Genomic DNA, 17,224 nt, shown 5'->3' with positions numbered 1-17,224 from the left:
ACCCAGGCTAAACCCAGATCAACCAATCCCAAATCAACCCACTTCCGCAGGCCGTCAGAACGCCGCCAACATATCCCTTCCATTCCATATTCTGTTGTCAAAGACCTCTGCCAATCATTCACTCAACCCAGCAGGGCCAAGGAAACTAGCAGGTCCAAACCGCCAGGTCAAGAACCTCAGCCCCGGCGGTGAACAGCGATCTACACCCCACCCTCAGCACCGTCAACACGGAAGATCAGAAAAAAACAAAAAAGTTGTTCCACCAGATTATATTCCCCGGAAAACCACCAATCCTGATCTGCTGCGATCATAGCCGGCGAGACCCTCCCCCGCCCCGAAGAAGGCTTCACCACCATCGTCGCCTCTCGAAATTTCTCCCACCAGCTTCCTAGACGCTGGACCGCCCTGATGCGGCCGCCTGAGCATCCCACACCACGCGACCTCGCCACGCACATTCCAAAATCTGGGGATTCTGCTGGGCAGATAGGGCGTCGACTTCATGCCGTCGCCCCCACATCACTGACGATCTGGGAGATTTTCAGTCATGACAGACCATAACTGCCGCGCGGCCTCCCCTGACTGACATAGACCCACTCCGCTTTCATCGGCATCCTACGTTTCAGTCCGGCGCCGGATTCCACCCAAGAGCCTCGCAGGCGGGGCGATGCAGATTGTTGCCAGTATCCGGCACTCCACTTTTCATCTCCAACGCCATTTTCATCCGGCCCTCAGCTATATGCCGATATCGATGAAGCAGCCTCCACTCGAAACCGCGACCTCGTGCAGGAGCGCACCGCCGAACGAACGAATCATCAAGCTTGGCCAATTATGATGACCGGGGGAACTGGTCGTCTGCTGATGGTCCTCGCGTTGCCGCCATACGTCCGACTACTGAAGCGGATGATCGACACATAAGATCCCGCAACGCTCGACATCGTGCTAAGAATGACCAGTACTGCGAACATTAGCCAATCGGCTTACCGCTGGAACCGTTACTGATGACCTTCCGTCTTACGGGCGCTCTTGTCATCGCATATAGAATGGATGCTGTCTTCCTTCTGCCCATTCAGGCGATCCTGTTTCACCTCTATGGACCGGCAGCCGTGGAGGCCGCCGATTTCGACGGAACCATTATCGTGCTGCTTGCGCAACGGGCCATGACGCATGCACGCCTGCCATCCCAGATGCGTCCAGACCTGACCTAACCGATGCGCATCCTTTTCCCTTTTATCGCCCAGCCCCATCAGATCGCGCATTCCCTACCGATCGCGATGGAGATCGCGCGCCGGCATCCAGAGATCGCGGTCCATATCGCCTGCCTGACGGACGACCAGGAGGCCTATATAAGGCGCTTGGGCGGCCTCTATCCCGACTCGCACGTCATTTATGAACGACTAACTCTCCCCAGGCTGTTACGGAGACAACTGACCCATCGCGGCCCCAGCGTTCTGACCAGATTGGCGGCTCTGTTTTTTAACAAGAATTATTTCGAGATATTTCAGGCTATTGTCGTTCCAGAGCGCACGTCACTCTATCTGCGCAGGATGGGCGTGCGCAGCCCGCGCCTGATCTGGACCCGCCACGGTGCTGGAGACCGCGCTGTCGGCTTTGCCCGAGACGTCCGGCATTTCGATTTTATCCTGATGGCAGGAAGAAAGCTTGAAAAGCGATTGCTGAGCCAGGGCTCACTCCGAGCCGGACACTACGTCACGGGCGTCTATGCCAAATTTGATCTCGTGCGGCTGATGCATAGCAACGCCGCGCCGCTGTTCAGCAACGGACGCCCAACAGTTCTCTATAATCCGCATTTCAATGCGCGGCTGACATCGTGGTATAAATTGGGCACTCAAGTTCTGGACTATTTTGCCACTCAGGACCGATACAATCTTGTTTTCGCACCACATTACCGGTTGTTTGACGCACATCGCGACAAGGCCGCGAGTATTCTGCGCGCCTATGAGGGGATACCGCACATGCTCATCGATCCGGGCAGTACCAGGAGCGTCGACATGACCTACACGATGGGCGCCGACCTCTATCTGGGCGATGTCAGCAGCCAGGTCGCCGAATTTCTGATCGAGCCTCGTCCCTGCCTGTTTCTTGACGCGCATGAGACGAAATGGCACGACAATCCCGACTATCTGTTCTGGTCCCTAGGACCGGTGATCGACACGGCTGCCAGCCTTGACCAAGCTTTGGACGGCGCCGTTGCCGGGCACCCCGGTTTTCTTGACCAGCAAAAATCATATATACGCGAAACCTTCGGCCTCGCGGATATTGAGCCGACAGCGCCGATTGGCGCGGACGCTATCGTAGAATTCCTTCGAAAGGCGCATTGATGCGGGCTTTCGTCCTCGCTTTGAACCTGCCTTGATTACATACTCCAGGTGGAAGATTCGTTACCTGAAATGACACTCGATCCGACTCCGACAGATTCTGGTCAGGCGCGACGCCTGGGCGATTTTGCAACGTTTCCGGAAGCCTTGGATTACGCGGCCCTTGGGCAAGCGGGATTCAACGTTTATTCCGGGCGCGGCCAATTGCTGGAGTCCCTCCCCTACCGAACATTGCGCGAACAGGCCCTGGATGTCGCACGGCGACTGCTGACGCTTGGGCTGCGACCTGGTGAACGGGTCGCGATTGTCGCAGAAAGCGACGGTGACTTCGCACGGATCTTTTTTGGTTGCCAGTATGCGGGCCTGGTGCCGGCTCCGCTGCCACTGCCGGTCGCATTCGGCGGGCGCGAAGGCTATGTAACGACCCTGCGCGGCATGATCGAAAGCGCCGGCGCCGTCGCCGTGATCGTGCCTGACATCATTGCCGGCTGGACAGGCGAGATCATCGACGGCTTCGATCTGCGTTTCGGCGGGAGTCCAGCCGAACTGATGGCCCTGCCGGTCGAACCTGTCACATTGCCGACTGTCTCGCCGGACGACCTGTCCTACCTGCAATTCTCGTCGGGCAGCACGCGCTTTCCGATGGGGGTGGCGGTCACCCAGAAATCGGGCATGGCCAATGCCCGCGCGATCGCCCGCGACGGCCTGAAGGTCCGCGAAACCGGTGACCGATGCGTGTCCTGGCTGCCGCTCTATCACGATATGGGCCTCGTCGGCTTTTTCCTAACGCCGGTCACCTGTCAGTTGACCGTCGATATGCTGCCAACGCGCGAGTTCGCCCGTCGTCCCCATGTCTGGCTGGATTTGATCAGCCGCAATCGCGGTACTATCTCCTACAGCCCATCCTTCGGTTTCGAACTGTGCGCCCGCCGTGCCTCGACGGTTACGCTCGAACTGTCCTGCTGGCGCGTCGCGGGTATCGGTGGCGACATGATCCGTCACCACATTCTGGAAGAATTCGCCGAACGCTTCGCCGCATCCGGCTTCGACGGACGGGCCTTTACCGCCAGCTACGGCATGGCCGAGGCCACGCTGGCCATCAGCTTCGTGCCCCTGCATACGGGTATACAGACCGATACCGTCGATCTGCGCTTCCTGGAAACGCAGGGTATCGCACGCCCCTCGAACGATCCTTCCCATGCTCTCAGGACTTTCATCCTGTGCGGCAAGGTTCTGCCCGAGCATGAACTGGAAGTGCGCGACCCTGCCGGCCGTCGCCAGCCGGATCGCAAGGTCGGCACCATCTTCGTCCGTGGCCCCAGCCTGATGCGCGGCTATTTCAACCAGCCGCAGGAGACCCAGCGCGTCCTGGATGCCGATGGCTGGCTGAATACCGGTGATCTCGGCTACATGATCGACGGGCAGGTTGTCGTCACCGGCCGCGCCAAGGACCTGATCATCATCAACGGCCGCAATATCTGGCCGCAAGACCTTGAATGGTCGGCGGAAACCGAAATCGGCGCGCTACGCAGCCGCGATGTCGCCGTCTTCTCGATCGATCAGGAAAAAGGCGAGAAAGTCGTCGCCCTGATCCAGTGCCGCGCCGCCACCCCCGAAGCCCGCGAAACCCTGCGCAACGAGGCCGCCAGCCTGTTCCGCCGCCAGCATGGGGTCGATGTCTCGGTCATCCTGATCCCGCCCCATACGCTGCCGCAGACTTCATCGGGGAAACTGACCCGCGCACGGGCCAAGGCCATGCTGCTGTCGGGGGCCTTCGACTCGGTCAGCGAAACCGCGTCGGTCGCGTGATCCGCTGGGGTCTGTCGCGCCGCCGACAGACCCCAGCTTCAATACTGGCCATCCGACCGGATTTCGATATAAGGGCATCCTCTTTTGTTGAGAGGGGGCGCAGGTGATCCGCCAGACGGCCCTGATCCTCCTATGGCAGGCGGGGTTCGGACACGTCATACGGAGACGGCTCCCGCAATAAGGATGCATTTATAATGAGTGAAACGGTCGCGGACGTCTCTGCCCTGATCATCCAGACGCTGCTGGCGAATCCCAAGGTCCCTCGCGACATCAGCGGCGGCAGCAAGATCGTCGAAGATCTGGCCTTCGATTCACTCGCGGTCATGAATTTCGTGATGGAAATCGAGGATTCCCTCGATGTGTCCGTTCCGCTCGACCGGCTTGCCGACATCCGCACCATCGACGACCTGGCCAACTGCATCGTGTCGCTCAAGCAGGGCGGCTGACTCCATGTCGATCTTCTCCAAATACGAGCCGCTGGCCCGTTCGCTGGCGGCCGTGACCGATGGCGGAGGCCGCAACCCGTTTGCCGTCGTGATCGACCGCCCCATATCTTCGACCGTGGGCGTGATCGAAGGGCGCGAGACCCTGCTGTTCGGCACCAACAATTACCTGGGCCTCAGCCAGAGTGAAGCGGCGATCGAAGCCGCGATCGACACGCTGCGGACCCACGGCGTCGGCACCACCGGATCGCGCATCGCCAACGGCACCCAAGGGCTGCATCGCCAGTTGGAGGAGCGCATCGCCGCTTTCTTCCGCCGCCGGCATTGCATGGTGTTCTCGACCGGTTATCAGGCGAATCTGGGCATGATCTCGGCCCTGGCCGGCAAGGACGATTACCTGCTGCTGGACGCCGACAGCCATGCCAGCATCTATGACGGCAGCCGGCTCAGCCAGGCCCAGGTCATCCGCTTCCGGCATAATGACGCCGACGACCTGCACAAGCGCCTGCGGCGGCTGGACGGCACCCCAGGCGCCAAGCTGATCGTCGTCGAAGGCATCTACTCGATGATGGGCGACGTGGTACCGATGGCCGAATTCGCGGCGGTCAAGCGCGAAACCGGCGCGTGGCTGCTGGCCGACGAAGCCCATTCCGTCGGCGTCATGGGCGAGCATGGCCGCGGCGTCGCCGAATCATGCGGCGTCGAGAAGGATGTCGATTTCGTCGTCGGCACCTTCTCCAAGAGCCTCGGCACGGTCGGCGGTTACTGTGTTTCCGACGAGGACGGGCTGGACCTGATCCGCCTGTGCTCGCGGCCCTATATGTTCACCGCGTCGCTGCCACCCGACGTGATCGCCGCCACCATGGCGGCTCTGAGCGAACTGGAACAGCGGCCGGAGCTTCGGCACCGGCTGATGGACAATGCCCGGCGCCTGCATGCGGGCCTGAATGCCATCGGGCTGCGCACCGGCCCGCAGGCCAGCCCCGTCGTATCGGTGGTGCTGGACGAGATCGACCAGGCCGTGCGGTTCTGGAACCGGCTCCTGGATCTGGGCGTGTACGTCAATCTCAGCCTGCCGCCCGCCACCCCCGACCAGCGCCCGCTGCTGCGAACGTCGGTGATGGCAACGCATGATGCCGCCCAGATCGACCAGGCGATCGAAATCTTCGCCATCGTGGCCCGCGAACTCGGGCTCGGCCACTAACGCCATGTCCCCGCTGTTACCGTCTTCAGGCGGTAACAGCGATCCGGACTGATATATCAGGCGCTCTGACGCTCCTTACCGGCGGAAGACCCCGGCCCGCTTCAATCGCCAGAGCAGCCGAGGCAGGCAGATCAGCGGATGCCGGGCCTCGAACGGGGTCAAGGCGAGGTCGAAGCCGCTATGGCGCCGCACTTTCCAGGCGATATAGCGCGCACCGCCGGCGAAGGTGAACGCCGCCTTGAGCAGCCGCGCGACATTCAGCGGACGCCCCAGACCGGCGCGCACCCGCCATTGGCGCTCCGCTCGGGCGCGTGCGCCCGCCGGAACCGCCGGATATAATGTCTCACCTTCCTGCCTGAACGACAGGCCGGACGCCGCCCAGGCCGCCGGCAGCAACGCCGCGAACCGCGTCCCCGGTTCGCCCGCCAACAGCATGGAGGGGCGATTTCCCCCCTCGACCCGCAATTCCGCGGCATAGGTCCGGCGAAACAGGCTTTCCCAATAAGCCAGAGCCGATCCGCTCTCCGGACCAAGCATGGCCGCCCACCAGGCAGCCACCCCCACCGCCCGGATCAAACACCCCAGAATCGCGTCAGCCGCGACCGCGTCGCGCACCCAGACCAGCCGCGCCGGCTGACAGAAACGCGCCCAGATCGTGGTGTCCAGGCAACCGCGCGCCGTCAGCGCCCGGAACTGACCGAGGGTCAGAATGGCAACCTTGGCCCGGACAGTCCGGCCGTCGATGATGCGCTCGTGATACTCGACGTTCGGCGGCAACAGAGCATTCGCCTCGCGCGCCGCCCTGCCGCGCGCCCAGTCGGCCTGCCGGTCCAGCACGATATAGAAATCGAGGATACCCTCCATATCCACCTGCCGCAGGCCCGACCCGTAGAACAGGACGCCCAGCACGGGTGCATCCCCGACCAGTTCGCCGACAAACGCCGTCACCGCCGGCTCGACAGGACGGACCAGCTCGTCCGTTAGAAGGCGGGCGACCTGCCCGGCGGCGAGAGGATCGTATCGCACGTCATCCATGAGAATCAGGCATTCCGGATAAAATCGAAGGCCGGCCCCGCCGACAGATAGGTCTGCCCATCCGGACCGGAATCCAGGATTTCGCCATCCAGCACAAAATCCCCAGTCAGCCGCAAGGCCAGATGATCGGCCCGACCACGCAGATAGGAAGGCGAACGATCCATCCAGGCCGTGGGCCGCCCACGCAGGACCGACCACGTCGCGGAGAGCAGATGTTCAGGAAAGGCCCCGACATTCAGATAGGAGAGTCCCGTCCCTTCTCGCGCCGCGAAGGGCCACATTCCGCCGGGCAGACCGCCCAGCGACGTGGCCAGGAACAGGAAGCAGTCCGCCGTCCGAGGCGCCTCCTCCCCCACCGCCAGTGTCACGGGATCGCCGGCCAGCCATTTGCGGCGCGTCGCGCGAAAGACCAGCCGCCCCAGCGAGGACGCGATCGCAATGCCAACGGCCAGTTCATGCGAAAAGCGATTGAGGATGACCGGCCGATGGGCGATCCGGACTCCGCGCGTAAAGGCGGCAGCACCATGGAACATCCCCAGCACCGCCGGACGCGCCGGATCGGACCAGCGAACGGCCAGCGCATCCCGCCGCCGGAGGCAACGCCGCAGCCCCCCTTCGCTGGCCAGGAGGCTCAGCCGCGCAAGCGCCGCCATGCCACGCAGGCCGAACCCCACATCGGCGGCGATCAGGTTGGTATTCCCCGACGGCAGCACGGCGAGGGCCGGCAACGCATCCGCCGGATAGGCTTGATGAATGGCGGACATGACGTCACTGACGGTACCATCCCCGCCATCGATCGCGACCACCCCGACCTCACGCCGCGCCAGCTCAGCCACGATCTCCACCAGGCCGGGCCGGGATGCCGAATGAAAGAACAGCGGCCCCAGCACCTGCGACGCCCGCTGACCGAACGAACCGTCTTCACGGCCATTCCGACGGCTGCGCGGATTATGAATCAGGGCAAACCGCTCGCTCACGGCCTATCGACCTTTTTCTGTGACACCGACATTCTCCGGGTCATAAGCCGCGTTCCCCGCATTATTGCAAGATCGTGAACGCCCTAGGACGGATCGGCCGAGGACAGACTGGAGGAAACCGTGAACGAGACGACCCTGGCCCACCTGTCCGATCTGCATCTGGCACATGACGGGCTACGCTTTCCCGCATGGGCGCTGCTGAACAAGCGCATGACCAGCCAGTTCTCCTGGCGGCACCGGCGCCGGTTCCTGCATGTCGATACCGTTCTGGACGCGCTCGTCACAGACCTCCGCGCGATGGCACCGGACGCAGTCGCCCTGACCGGAGACCTGACCAATCTCGGCCTCCCGGTCGAATGCCGGCGCGCGGCAGCCTGGGTAGCAGCCCGCCTGCCCCGGCAGACCGCGATCGTCCCCGGCAACCACGACATGCTGGTGCGCGCGCCATGGGATGCCACGCTGGGGGGCTGGAAACCCTGGATGGCCGCCCGGCCGGACGATTTCCCCTTCGTCCGCCGTTTCGGCCCGGTCGCGCTGATCGGCGTCAATTCCGCCTGCCCCACCCCCTGGTTTTCCGCCGCCGGACGGCTCGGCGCGACGCAGGCGGCCCGCCTGACCGACATCCTGCACGAAACCGGCCGCGAAGGCGCCTTCCGCGTCGTCATGATCCACCATCCGCCGGTTCCCGGCATCGTCACCCGCCGCAAGGCGCTCCAGGATGCCGGACTGTTCGCAGCCGCCATCGCCCGGTCAGGCGCCGAACTCATCCTGCACGGCCACAGCCATCGCTCCGGCCTGTCGTCCCTGCCCGGCCCCACGGCGACGGTGCCGGTACTGGGCATTGCCTCGGCCTCGATGCTGGCGCCGGGCCAGGAACGCACGGCCGCGTGGCACCATATCCGCGTGGCGGGCACCGAACGCGGCTATTCCGCCGAAATCCGCCGCCGCCTGACCGCACCGGGCCAGCCGGTTCGCGAACTGCCCCCCTGGCGCTTCGATGCCTATCGCCTCCCCTAGACGATGCTTGTATGAATTATCCGACAATGACGCGCGCGCCTTTCCCTTCCGCCTTGCTGCAAAGGATCACGCCGGGAACCCTGGACCGTTATCTGGTACGGCAGATGGCACCGCCCTTCCTGATCTCGCTGGCCGTGGTGATGACCGCGCTGCTGCTGGAACGGCTGCTGGTCCTGCTGAACGTGCTGGCGGCGGATGGCGGCACGCTCAAGATCTTCGCCGGACTGCTGGCCGACCTGATCCCCCATTATCTGGGCCTGGCCCTGCCGGCGGCGATCTGTGTCAGCGTCTTCGCCGTCGTGCGGCGGATGAGCCAGAACAACGAGATCGACGCCCTGATGGCCAGCGGCGTCTCGCTGCTGCGCATCGCACGCCCCTTCATCCTCGTGGGTGCGGTCATGGGCCTGATGGGCTTCAGCCTCTATGGCTTCATCCAGCCCTATGCCCGCTACGATTTCCGGCAGGCGATGTATTTCGCCGCCCATGCGGGCTGGGCGCCCCACCTGCAAAGCGGCATGTTCGCCACCCCCTCCAGTACGCTGATGCTGACGGCGGACCGGGTCGAAGGCGCCGGCACCCACCTGCACCACGTCTTCATCCGCGACCGGAGCGAGGGGCTGGAACGCGACATTTCCGCCGAGAGCGGAACCTTGCGGATCGCCGACGACCGCACCTCGGTCCGGCTGGACCTGAAGCACGGCATCATCGTCACCGAGCGGGAGGGCGAAACACCGACGCTGGTGCTGTTCGACACCACCACCCGCCTGTTCAATACCGTCTCCCAGACCCACGCCTTCCGCCTTCGCGGCAATGACGAGCGGGAACTGACCCTGTTCGAACTGCTGCACGACCTGCACACCCGCGACCCGACGATCCGCCGCCCCCATCTGGTGGCCGAACTCCATTTCCGCCTCGCCCGCGCATTGGCCATTCCCTTCATCCCGATCCTCGCCTGCGCGCTGGCAGGCATGGCCAAACGCCAGCGACGCAATCTGGGCCTGGCCATCGCCGCCATCAGCCTGGTCGGCTTCGATCACGCGCTGCAACTGGGGCTGAGCCTCGTCGCCAGCCGCGCCATGTCACCCTGGCTGGTCATATGGGGGCCGTTCGTCCTGTTCTGCGGGTGCTGCATCTGGCTGATCGCGCAACGCTCCGGATCGGCGGGGGCCGGCCCGCTCCGGCGGCGCCCCTTCGCGCGGCCGCGGCCCTGCCCGGCGGCCAGCCCGTCCTCATGAGCCCGCTTCCTCCATCGCCGACACGCCACGTCCTGCTCGGCTATCTCACCCGCGAACTGCTCGGGCGAATCCTGACGACGGCTGCGATCCTGCTGGCGCTGATGGAAGTCCTGGCGCTGCTGGAACAATTGACCCCGATCCTGGAGCGGCACCAGGGCGCACGCGGCATCGCCTATTACATGCTGCTGCACGCACCGCTGCTGGTGGGCGGCACCCTCCCGCTGGCGGTCCTGATCGGCTCTCTGGTCCTGCTGATACAGATGACGACCGGCAGCGAGATCGCGATCCTGCGCGCCGCCGGCCTGACCACCCCCGGCCTGACCCGCCTGATGCTGCCGGCGATCCTCGCGCTCGGCGTTGCCGGCGCCGTGGTCGACGACCAGATCACCCCGCGCACCGAACGGGCGCTGGCAAGCTGGTGGAACCGCACCGACCCCCATCCCGAATCCGGGCGCGGCTTCTGGTTCCGCTCAGGCATGACGCTGGCGGATATCGGCTATGTCGCGCAAGGCGGCGCGACCGTCGTCCACGCCGACCTGTATCAGCGCGACCCGAACGGCCGGCTGCTCCGCACCGTTCACCTGAACACGCTTCGCTATGCGCACGGCACCTGGACCGACGACGGCGGCCGCAGCCTGGAGCCGACGGGGGCGACCGTCCGCACGGCCACGCTAACCCCCGCACCGGCTCAGGACCACGGCTGGCCGGCCGGGCTGCGCCCCACGGACATGATCCGACTGTCGATGGACACGCCCCCGCTTTCCGTCGCCACCATCATCGCGATCCTGCGCGGGCACGCAGCCGCGTCCCAGCCGGCGGCGGCCCTGCGCACCGCGCTGCTGGCACGGCTGCTCACCCCCTTCAGCTTTGCGGTAATGCTGTTATTGGCCCTGCCGGTGGTCTATATCCCACCACGAAGCGGAACGCGGAGCTGGCTGCCGGTCTGGTGCCTGGGCGCCGGCCTGCTGTTCGTGGTCTTCCAGGGCATGCTGCGGGCACTGGGCAATGCCGGCACGCTGCCCGCCCCGGCGGCGACGCTACCCGGCATCGTCATCTTTACGCTCGCCGTCTGTGCCCTGGTGTTGAGGATTGAAGAGAGATGATCGGCACGACCCTACACAACACGTCTCTGCGCACCGGTCGGAGCTTCGACCTGGGGAAGATGAATCTCCGCCAGTTGTGGATCGCCTACCTGACCTATCCGACGATCCTGCTCTACATCGTTCTGGCCGTGATCAGCTTCGTCGTCCTGGCGCGGAATTTCCCCGGCATCGGCCCGACCCTCATCGCCGCCGGCGCCGTCATCGCGGTCTATCCGCTGGCGTGGTACATGATCCATCGCTTCATCCTGCACGGCCGCTTCCTCTACCGGATGAAGTGGACGGCAACGCTGTGGAAGCGCATCCATTTCGACCATCATCAGGACCCGCACCTGCTGGACGTACTGTTCGGCTCGCCGCTGAACACGATTCCCACCATCGCCATCATCACCCTGCCGATCGGCTACCTGATCGGCAATGTCGGCGGTGCCGCGGCAGCCCTGGGCACCGGGCTGGTCATTACCTGCATCTACGAATTCTTCCACTGCATCCAGCACCTCAACTACAAGCCGCGGATGCGCTGGATCCAGAAGATGAAGCAGCGCCACGTCCTGCATCATTTCCATGATGAGGACGGCAATTACGGCATCACCAGCTTCGTCGTCGACCGCGCCTTCGGCACCTATTACGCCGACGCCCGCGCGCGGACGCGCAGCCCGCATGTCTTCAACCTGGGCTACGATCTGGAAGAAGCCAACCGCTACCCCTGGGTGATGGAACAGACCGGCGCCCCGCCGCGCGACCGGCCCGACGGCGCGACCTCGCGAAACGCGGCGTGACCTCCACCCAACCCGCGCCCGGCCCGCTGACCGTCCTGGTCCTGGCCGGCACCCGCGCGGGCGCGGCGGACCCGATGGCCACCGCCGCCAACGTCTCGCACAAGGCGATCCTGCCCGTGGCCGGCCGGCCGATGATCGCGCGCGTGCTCGACGCGCTCGCCGCCTGCCCCCGCATCGGCCGCATCGTCATCAGTATCGAAACCCCCGGCATTCTGGAGGGGCTGGAACTCGACCATCCGGTGGATTTCCTGCCGCCGGCCGCCGGCCCCAGCGCCAGCGTGATGGCGGCCCTGCGCACGCTCGGCACCCCCCTGCTGGTCACCACCGCCGACCATGCCCTGCTCCGCCCGGAATGGATCGAAACCTTCCTCGATTCCGTCGATGCGCACTGCGACATGGCCGCGGCCGTCGCGATGGAGGCCGACATCACGCGCGATGTCCCCGGCACGAAACGCACGATGATCCGCCTGGCCGACGGCGCCTTTTCCGGCTGCAACCTGTTCCTGTTCCGCACGCCCGCCTCGATCGGCGTCGTGGAACTGTGGCAGCGGATCGAGCAGGAGCGCAAACGACCGATCCGCATGGCGCGCCTGCTGGGGGTTGGAACCTTGCTGCGCTACATAACCGGCGGCCTCACCCGCTCCGCCCTGTGCGCGCGGGTGGGCAGCCTGAGCCAGGCGTCGGTCAAGCTGGTCTCCCTGCCCGACGGCCGCGCCGCCGTGGATGTCGACAAGCCCGCCGACCTGCTCCTGGTCGAATCCCTGCTCCGGAATCCCGCCGCCGCCTGACCCGATGCGCATCGCCTATATCATCAACTCCCTGGAGGGCGGCGGCGCAGCCTTCCCCGTGCCCGACATCGCCGATGTCCTCCGCCGCGCCGGGCACGAAGTCGCCGTCTTCGCGCTGCAACGCCGCGATGGCCGCGCCTTGCCGACGTTGCAGGCAGCCGGCCTGCCGGTCGCACTCTGTCCCGCCGGGCGGCGCGACCACCTGGCCGCCCTGCGCTGGCTGAACCACCAGATCGCCCAATGGCCCCCCGACCTGATCTGGACCTCCCTCACCAGGGCGACGGTGATGGGCCAGATCGTCGGGCTGCGGCGCCGTATCCCGGTCGTAAGCTGGCAGCACTCCGCCGGATTGAGCCCCGCCAACGCCCGCCTCCTGCGCGGCACCCGCCGCCTGAGTCGGATGTGGGTCGCCGACTCCACCTGCGTGCTGGATTTCATGCGCGACCGGCTGCACATCCCGGCCGACCGCGCCGCCTTGTGGCCGATCTTCCGCGCCGATCCAACCTGCCCGACCGCCCGCCCATGGCAGGCGGGCGAGATCGTGCGGATCGGCTCGCTAGGGCGCCTGCACCCGGTCAAGGGCTACGATATCCTGTGCCACGCCCTGGCGCTGCTGAAGACCGACCCGTCGCTCCCGCCCTTTACGGTCACCATTGCCGGAGAAGGCGACGCCCGCCCCCACATCGAGAGCCTGATCCGCGAACACGGCCTGACCACGCTGCATCTGGCAGGCTTCACCAGCGCGGTGCCGGACTTCCTCGCCACCCAGCACGGCTACGTCCAGCCCTCGCGGCATGAAGGATTGTGCATCGGCGTGCATCAGGCCATGCAGGCCGGACTGGCGCCGGTCGCCTCGGCCGTCGGCGAAATCCGCCACACGGTGCAGGACGGCATCTCCGGCCTGCTGGTGCCACCTCTCGACCCCGCAGCGTTAGCCCACGCGCTGGCCAGCATGCTGCGCCACCCCCATTCACTCGCCACCATGGGCCACGCCGCGCGCACCCGCGTGCAGGACCTGTTCGCCCCCGAACGGTTCGACGCCGCCGGCCTGGCCATCCTGGAGCGTATCGCCGTACAGCCACGCGGCTGAGCGCGTTCTACCCGCCCGCGCCCCTCCCGACCATGCGCCGGCCCAGACGGTCCAGCTCGATCGCAATCCGGCGCGGAGACCGGCTGATCCGCTTGGCATCCACCAGCGTCACCTCCCCGGCTGCGGACAAAGTGTGCAACCCGTCGGTATAGGGCGCCCACTCCGACGCCGCGACGATCGGGGCTCCAGCCTGGGCGGCGAAATGCGTCGTCGCCAGATCGGTCACCGTCAGCGGCACGATCGCCCCGCCATACGTGCCTGTGCAATCCTGGGTCGGCAGAATGACCCGCCCATCGACCAGCAGCGGCGTGCCCCCCGGCCGCGCACTGCGACGATCCCGCCGGACCGGATTACCGGGATGCGGATGCCACGGTCCCCGCAGCCTGTCCGCCCAGGCCACATGCAGCAGGCTCTGCCTGTCCTCGCCCGACCCGCCGGAGGGGCTGTAGAACATCCACCACCGGCCATCGATGTGCACCGGCGAAGCGTCGATCGCCGCTTCGGGAAAGACGAACTCCGGAACCCTTTCCCAGCGATCGGGAAAGGAGACCGCGCGATACAGCGTCAGCCGGCCAGAGCGATAGGCTTCGGGCAGCAGATAGATCTCGTCTCCCTCGGCGATCACCACCGGGTAGGACAGATGCCACGGCTCGGACAACACGGGCCGGACCTCCAGAAGCCGCATACCGCGATCGAAGACGAAAACATCGATCCGACCGATCCGGACCCGGTAATCATAAGCCTCGACGAACAGATACAGCCGATCATCCCGCCACAGCCCGAACGGATCGGCGAGAAAACGGAACGGCCCCGGATCAGGCAACCAGGTCACCGGCAACCCGGCGACGTCGCCATGCGTCAGGATCTCGGACATCGGGCAGGACAGAATACCCGTCCGCCAGATATCGGTGCGCAGGAGGCCCATGCCCGCTCCCATGCTGCAATGCCGCCCCGGTGACGGCCTCCCAGCGGTCTATCCCATCAGGCCCGGTTCGCAAACCGCGCCGGTCGTGACGCGCCGCCCCACCCGTGGCATGGTGCCCCCGATGCCCATCGACCCCGTACAGAACCAGATCGCCATCCGTCGCGCGGTCAATCATCTCTGCGGCCAGATGGGCTGGGCGGCGCTGAACGAACTGGTCCTGCCGGACGGCCGCCGCGCGGATGTCATGGCCCTGCGGCCGGACAACGGATTCGTGTGTATCGAGATCAAATCCGGCCCGCGCGATTTTCTCACCGACCAGAAATGGACCTGCTACCACGATTGGTGCGACCAGCTTTTCTTCGCCGTCGATCGCACCTTTCCCCTCTCCCTGCTGCCCGAGGCGACCGGGATCATGGTCGCGGACACCGATACGGTGCCCGCCGGCCTGAACGTGATCGCCGAAGCCGCCATCCTGCGCTCTCCCGTCCCGACCGCCCTGGCCGCCGCCCGCCGGCGTAAGCTGACATGGCTGTTCGCCACCCAGGCGGCCGGACGGCTGGCCCGCCTGGACGACCCCGCCATCACGACCGCCCTGCGCACAGCCCGCCGGGTCGAATGATGCCATTTCCTTCTCCCCCACGCTGAAAGGTTCCCCGATGTCCGATGCCGCCATCCTGTGCCGTTTCGAGGCCGCGCGCTCCATCGTCCGTGACGCGGCCGACCTGGCCATGGCGATGCGCCCGCCGCCGGGCGGCCCGTCAGGCAAGCAGAAAAGCGCCCAGGACTGGCTGACCGAAGCCGACGGCGCGGTCGAGGCCCTGATCTCCGAACGGATCGGCGCCCTGTTCCCCGAGGACGGCTTCCAGGGCGAGGAAGAAGGGCGCACCCGCACCGGGCGCCTGCGCTGGGTGGTCGACCCGATCGACGGCACGTCGAACTACGCGCGCGGCCGGTCGCGCTGGTGCGTCTCGCTGGGCCTGATGGATGGCGACCAGCCGGTCGCCGGCATCATCCAGGCCCCGGCACTGCACGAGACCTATACCGCCGTGCGCGGCCATGGCGCGTTCCTCAACGGCCGGCCGATCAAGGCTTCGCCGGTCACCGACACCCGATCCGCGATGGTCGAAATGGGCTGGAGCAACAAGGTGCCCGACGGCATCTACGCGGCGAAAATGGCCGCGATCCTGGAACTGGGCGCCATGCCCCGTTCCGGTGGCTCCGGCGCGCTGGCCCTGGCCGATGTCGCGTGCGGCCGGCTGGACGGCTACCTGGAAATGGTCATCAATCTGTGGGACGTCGCGGCCGCGCTGGTGCTGCTGGAGGAAACCGGGGCCAGATTCTCCCCCTTCCTGCGCGACGGCGGACTCGATCGCGGCATCACCCTGCTTGCGACGGCACCGGGAATCGCCACCGATCTGTCGGTGGCGCTCGCAGTACCGCTGGACTGAGCGGCTGCCACCAGCCATGGTTACGCCATAAAAATCCGGCAGGAGACAAGGCGCGGGCCGGAATGCCGGCCACGCGCCCACTCCTGCTTCACGGTCGCGTAGCCGGGCATTTCCGGCCGCGCGACAGCGATACGATCTGCTCGGCATTCTGCGGCACGGACGGTCCGAAGGTCGCGCGATGCCGAAAATTATGGAGCATGCCCTTGCGAGACGGTCTTTCCCGCACAACCCTGGCCCTGACGGTCATTGCGCTGGCGCTGCCGGCGGCGCCGGCCCTGGCTGCGGGCGAACGGCAGCAGACCCTGGTGGACCGCGCCACCCTGACCGTGCGCGAGATGTTCAGCGGCGCCCGCCCGGACAGCAAGATCACCCGTTACATGAGCCAGGCGCGCGCGGTCATGGTCTGCCCGTCCATCTTCCGCATGTCGATCGGCTTCGGCGGCGCGGGCGGCGGCTGCGTTCTGCTCTCGCGCGACGCGCGCGGTTCCTGGTCCGATCCGGCCTTCTACACGCTCAGTTCGGCCAATGTGGGTATCCAGCTCGGCATGCAGGACTCCCAGATGATGTTCTTCGTCATGACCGATCGCGGGCTGCAAGCATTGCTGGACAGCCAGTTCCAGTTCGGCGCCAATGCCTCCGCCTCCTTCGCGACCATGGGCTCCGGCATCGAGAGCGGCACGGCCGGCCAGCGCAATACCGACATCATGGCGTTGCAGAAATCCGAGGGCCTGTTCGCCGGTGCCGCGCTGGGCGGCTCGAAACTGACGGTCAACAGCAGCGCGAACCGCGCCTACTACAACCAGATCGTCGGCCCCGAGGACATCGTCATCTCGATGCGGGTCAACAATCCTGGCGCCGACCCCCTGCGCGCCGCCTTGAGCGAAGTCCAGGCCCAGGCCACGGCCGGCGCACCCGCGGCAGCCTCGCCCGCCTACGCCCAGCCCGGTTCCGGCGCCGAACCCTCACAGGTCGCGGTCCCCTCGTCCGGCCCGGTCAGCAGCCAGCCCCTCTCTCCCCCGTGACAGCCTGACCGTACGC

18 protein-coding genes are annotated in these 17,224 nt (G+C 65.8%); 15 read left to right on the top strand and 3 right to left on the bottom strand.

The window, feature by feature from the left end; translation table 11 throughout:
- The 6 genes from HLH25_RS20050 to spt form a co-directional block, all read left to right on the top strand.
- A partial coding sequence (locus tag HLH25_RS20050; RefSeq protein WP_220791859.1) for a hypothetical protein occupies window positions 1–313 on the top strand: 313 nt, incomplete at its 5' end.
- A 727-nt stretch (window positions 314–1,040) separates the two neighbouring features.
- Window positions 1,041–1,205 carry a hypothetical protein gene (locus tag HLH25_RS16310; protein WP_220791858.1) on the top strand — a complete coding sequence of 55 codons (165 nt, stop codon included), beginning with the start codon at window positions 1,041–1,043 and terminating at the stop codon, window positions 1,203–1,205.
- Window positions 1,206–1,208: 3 nt separating this feature from the next.
- Complete coding sequence (locus HLH25_RS16305) at window positions 1,209–2,339, top strand: sensor domain-containing protein (protein WP_182975068.1); 1,131 nt, start codon at window positions 1,209–1,211, stop codon at window positions 2,337–2,339.
- Window positions 2,340–2,408: 69 nt separating this feature from the next.
- Window positions 2,409–4,145, top strand: coding sequence for a fatty acyl-AMP ligase (locus HLH25_RS16300; protein WP_182975067.1), 1,737 nt, complete (start codon window positions 2,409–2,411; stop codon window positions 4,143–4,145).
- Between the two features lie 194 nt (window positions 4,146–4,339).
- On the top strand, window positions 4,340–4,591 hold the full coding sequence (locus HLH25_RS16295) for an acyl carrier protein (RefSeq protein ID WP_182975066.1): 252 nt from the start codon (window positions 4,340–4,342) through the stop codon (window positions 4,589–4,591).
- A gap of 4 nt (window positions 4,592–4,595) precedes the next feature.
- Window positions 4,596–5,792, top strand: a complete 1,197-nt coding sequence (gene spt, locus HLH25_RS16290; RefSeq protein WP_182975065.1) for a serine palmitoyltransferase — start codon at window positions 4,596–4,598, stop codon at window positions 5,790–5,792.
- A gap of 75 nt (window positions 5,793–5,867) precedes the next feature.
- Here spt and HLH25_RS16285 read toward each other — a convergent pair whose 3' ends face one another.
- Window positions 5,868–6,827 carry a hypothetical protein gene (locus tag HLH25_RS16285; RefSeq protein ID WP_182975064.1) on the bottom strand — a complete coding sequence of 320 codons (960 nt, stop codon included), beginning with the start codon at window positions 6,825–6,827 and terminating at the stop codon, window positions 5,868–5,870.
- 5 nt (window positions 6,828–6,832) lie between these two features.
- On the bottom strand, window positions 6,833–7,804 hold the full coding sequence (locus tag HLH25_RS16280) for a diacylglycerol kinase family protein (protein ID WP_182975063.1): 972 nt from the start codon (window positions 7,802–7,804) through the stop codon (window positions 6,833–6,835).
- Window positions 7,805–7,924: 120 nt separating this feature from the next.
- Here HLH25_RS16280 and HLH25_RS16275 point away from each other — a divergent pair, with 120 nt between their 5' ends.
- The 6 genes from HLH25_RS16275 to HLH25_RS16250 all read left to right on the top strand — a co-directional run bounded on the left by HLH25_RS16275 (window position 7,925) and on the right by HLH25_RS16250 (window position 13,813).
- On the top strand, window positions 7,925–8,821 hold the full coding sequence (locus HLH25_RS16275) for a metallophosphoesterase family protein (RefSeq protein WP_310889128.1): 897 nt from the start codon (window positions 7,925–7,927) through the stop codon (window positions 8,819–8,821).
- 26 nt (window positions 8,822–8,847) lie between these two features.
- Window positions 8,848–10,056, top strand: coding sequence for an LptF/LptG family permease (locus HLH25_RS16270; RefSeq protein WP_182975062.1), 1,209 nt, complete (start codon window positions 8,848–8,850; stop codon window positions 10,054–10,056).
- On the top strand, window positions 10,053–11,159 hold the full coding sequence (locus HLH25_RS16265; RefSeq protein WP_182975061.1) for an LptF/LptG family permease: 1,107 nt from the start codon (window positions 10,053–10,055) through the stop codon (window positions 11,157–11,159). Before HLH25_RS16270 ends, HLH25_RS16265 begins: the two co-directional genes overlap by 4 nt.
- On the top strand, window positions 11,156–11,935 hold the full coding sequence (locus HLH25_RS16260) for a sterol desaturase family protein (protein WP_182975060.1): 780 nt from the start codon (window positions 11,156–11,158) through the stop codon (window positions 11,933–11,935). Before HLH25_RS16265 ends, HLH25_RS16260 begins: the two co-directional genes overlap by 4 nt.
- Window positions 11,936–12,009: 74 nt before the next feature.
- Window positions 12,010–12,723, top strand: coding sequence for an NTP transferase domain-containing protein (locus tag HLH25_RS16255; RefSeq protein ID WP_182975080.1), 714 nt, complete (start codon window positions 12,010–12,012; stop codon window positions 12,721–12,723).
- Between the two features lie 4 nt (window positions 12,724–12,727).
- Window positions 12,728–13,813, top strand: coding sequence for a glycosyltransferase family 4 protein (locus HLH25_RS16250; RefSeq protein WP_182975059.1), 1,086 nt, complete (start codon window positions 12,728–12,730; stop codon window positions 13,811–13,813).
- Between the two features lie 7 nt (window positions 13,814–13,820).
- On the opposite strand, the gene HLH25_RS16245 is transcribed toward HLH25_RS16250, so the two are convergent.
- Window positions 13,821–14,738 carry a glucosamine inositolphosphorylceramide transferase family protein gene (locus tag HLH25_RS16245; RefSeq protein ID WP_182975058.1) on the bottom strand — a complete coding sequence of 306 codons (918 nt, stop codon included), beginning with the start codon at window positions 14,736–14,738 and terminating at the stop codon, window positions 13,821–13,823.
- Between the two features lie 121 nt (window positions 14,739–14,859).
- Here HLH25_RS16245 and HLH25_RS16240 point away from each other — a divergent pair, with 121 nt between their 5' ends.
- From HLH25_RS16240 to HLH25_RS16230, 3 genes are all read left to right on the top strand, one after another.
- Complete coding sequence (locus tag HLH25_RS16240) at window positions 14,860–15,357, top strand: MmcB family DNA repair protein (protein ID WP_114727344.1); 498 nt, start codon at window positions 14,860–14,862, stop codon at window positions 15,355–15,357.
- A gap of 37 nt (window positions 15,358–15,394) precedes the next feature.
- Window positions 15,395–16,186 (top strand): inositol monophosphatase family protein, encoded by a 792-nt coding sequence (locus HLH25_RS16235; protein ID WP_182975057.1) that lies wholly within the window; start codon window positions 15,395–15,397, stop codon window positions 16,184–16,186.
- 197 nt (window positions 16,187–16,383) lie between these two features.
- Window positions 16,384–17,208, top strand: coding sequence for a lipid-binding SYLF domain-containing protein (locus tag HLH25_RS16230; RefSeq protein ID WP_182975079.1), 825 nt, complete (start codon window positions 16,384–16,386; stop codon window positions 17,206–17,208).
- Window positions 17,209–17,224: the final 16 nt, after the last annotated feature.

Origin of the sequence: Gluconacetobacter dulcium, from assembly GCF_014174165.1 — a bacterium.
GTDB classification, from domain to species: Bacteria; Pseudomonadota; Alphaproteobacteria; order Acetobacterales; family Acetobacteraceae; genus Gluconacetobacter; species Gluconacetobacter dulcium.
Note: the sequence above shows the minus strand (reverse complement) of the source record. Positions and strands in the feature narration are given on the sequence as shown.

Bases quoted from the DNA above. Each gene is read 5' to 3' on its own strand.
- HLH25_RS16270 (WP_182975062.1), top strand. From the start codon at position 8,848: ATGACGCGCGCGCCTTTCCCTTCCGCCTTGCTGCAAAGGATCACGCCG.
- HLH25_RS16310 (WP_220791858.1), top strand. From the start codon at position 1,041: ATGGATGCTGTCTTCCTTCTGCCCATTCAGGCGATCCTGTTTCACCTC.
- HLH25_RS16245 (WP_182975058.1), bottom strand. From the start codon at position 14,738: ATGGGCCTCCTGCGCACCGATATCTGGCGGACGGGTATTCTGTCCTGC.
- HLH25_RS16265 (WP_182975061.1), top strand. From the start codon at position 10,053: ATGAGCCCGCTTCCTCCATCGCCGACACGCCACGTCCTGCTCGGCTAT.
- spt (WP_182975065.1), top strand. From the start codon at position 4,596: ATGTCGATCTTCTCCAAATACGAGCCGCTGGCCCGTTCGCTGGCGGCC.
- HLH25_RS16295 (WP_182975066.1), top strand. From the start codon at position 4,340: ATGAGTGAAACGGTCGCGGACGTCTCTGCCCTGATCATCCAGACGCTG.
- HLH25_RS16305 (WP_182975068.1), top strand. From the start codon at position 1,209: ATGCGCATCCTTTTCCCTTTTATCGCCCAGCCCCATCAGATCGCGCAT.
- HLH25_RS16250 (WP_182975059.1), top strand. From the start codon at position 12,728: ATGCGCATCGCCTATATCATCAACTCCCTGGAGGGCGGCGGCGCAGCC.
- HLH25_RS16230 (WP_182975079.1), top strand. From the start codon at position 16,384: ATGCCCTTGCGAGACGGTCTTTCCCGCACAACCCTGGCCCTGACGGTC.
- HLH25_RS16255 (WP_182975080.1), top strand. From the start codon at position 12,010: ATGGCCACCGCCGCCAACGTCTCGCACAAGGCGATCCTGCCCGTGGCC.
- HLH25_RS16260 (WP_182975060.1), top strand. From the start codon at position 11,156: ATGATCGGCACGACCCTACACAACACGTCTCTGCGCACCGGTCGGAGC.
- HLH25_RS16300 (WP_182975067.1), top strand. From the start codon at position 2,409: ATGACACTCGATCCGACTCCGACAGATTCTGGTCAGGCGCGACGCCTG.
- HLH25_RS16285 (WP_182975064.1), bottom strand. From the start codon at position 6,827: ATGGATGACGTGCGATACGATCCTCTCGCCGCCGGGCAGGTCGCCCGC.
- HLH25_RS16240 (WP_114727344.1), top strand. From the start codon at position 14,860: ATGCCCATCGACCCCGTACAGAACCAGATCGCCATCCGTCGCGCGGTC.
- HLH25_RS16235 (WP_182975057.1), top strand. From the start codon at position 15,395: ATGTCCGATGCCGCCATCCTGTGCCGTTTCGAGGCCGCGCGCTCCATC.